The 1276-nt window shown below is 54.2% G+C and carries 1 protein-coding gene and 1 pseudogene; both read right to left on the bottom strand.

Annotated elements, in window-relative coordinates; translation table 11 throughout:
- Positions 1 to 63 precede the first annotated feature (63 nt).
- The gene (locus M2320_RS23225) at positions 64 to 927 is read right to left on the bottom strand and encodes a tyrosine-type recombinase/integrase (protein WP_264599333.1); all 864 of its coding nucleotides are present in this window, start codon (positions 925 to 927) and stop codon (positions 64 to 66) included.
- 166 nt (positions 928 to 1093) lie between these two features.
- Positions 1094 to 1276 (bottom strand): annotated as a pseudogene (locus M2320_RS23220) (winged helix DNA-binding protein); the annotation flags it as partial.

Here is a 1276-nt window from a genome sequence, read left to right as displayed (position 1 = left end):
GGATTTACAGTCCCCCCCCTTTGCCGCTCGGGACACTCTCCCATCGTGGTGTAACTTACTGTTTCACCTGGGTTTTGTGCCTTGGTTCACCTGTTGACTGTTACCTTTGTTAAGGCACATTTGGCTCACCGGCGGCACAGCGTGGGGATATAGGTCCCCACCGGTATTGTCAACACCCTCGCCATCATTTTGTAATGCGGCGGCGGCTGTCCACAGGTTATCCGGGAGGAGCTTGGCGTAGCGCAGGGTGGTCTTCACATCCTGATGCCCCATCCACACCTGGATACGCCTGATGTCCACCCCTCGTATCGCCATCCACGAAGCACAAGTGTGGCGCAGGGTGTGAGGAACGATCTCCTCCTCATCGAGCCCAGCCTTGCGCTTAGCGGCGGTGAACGCTTGGTGGAACGAGTCGTAGTCAATGGTTGACCACGGCCCTGGTGCTTCTGTGTCCCCATAGGTTTCCACGGCTTCCTTAGCCTTATCGACCAAAGGGATGGTCCGGGTTTTCTTGCCCTTGGTAAGTGTCCACCTGAAGGTAACACTTGAACCTCGAATGTCTACCCAAGGTAGGGCTGTGGCCTCACCTATGCGAGCACCAGTGTACAGTAGGAATGTAGCAAATGCTCTGAACTTAGGGCTCAGGAAGTAGAACAAGAGGTCAACCTCATCGTTAGTGAGGAAACGCTCCCTGCCCTCCCCCTCGTGCTCCTTCTTAGGGAACCGAGGTACCTCATCGAGTGCTCCACGGTCTTTGCCGTGTTCAAGTAGGGCCTTGAGGTAGACCATCTTGCGATTGATCCGAGCACCAGAGTTACCCTTTTGGATTAACCCCATCTTCAGGTCTTGCACCTTGGCGGCGTCGATTGATGATAGTGGAGTGTTCTCCCCTAGGCGTTCAATCAGTTCTTCCACGATGCCATACACGTTCCTTGCGTTCCTAGTGCGTCTCCATCTCAGCTCATACCCATGTCGGAAGATAGGTCCCACCGTGGGCTTGGTTGTTTCAACGAGTGGGTTAGCCTCGAATGCCTTGGCCTCCCTCTCAGTTTGAAAGGTCTTACGAAACCGTCTCCCATCAGGGAGGGTCACGTCAGCTAACCAACTGTTTCCCCGCAATCTGGGCATGTCGTTTACTCCTCAGTTGCTCATAGAACTTCTTACCCTCAGGGGTCAGCCTCAGGAGTTTTGAGCGGCGATCCCTAGGGTCCTCAGTGCTCTCTACGTATCCAATGCCCTCCTTGTTGAACTTCTTGAAATCTCTCCAAAAGGCTAC

It is taken from the genome of Rhodoblastus acidophilus, from assembly GCF_025961575.1.
Classification (GTDB): Bacteria; Pseudomonadota; Alphaproteobacteria; order Rhizobiales; family Beijerinckiaceae; genus Rhodoblastus; species Rhodoblastus acidophilus_C.
This window is presented reverse-complemented; position numbering and strand designations above follow the sequence as displayed.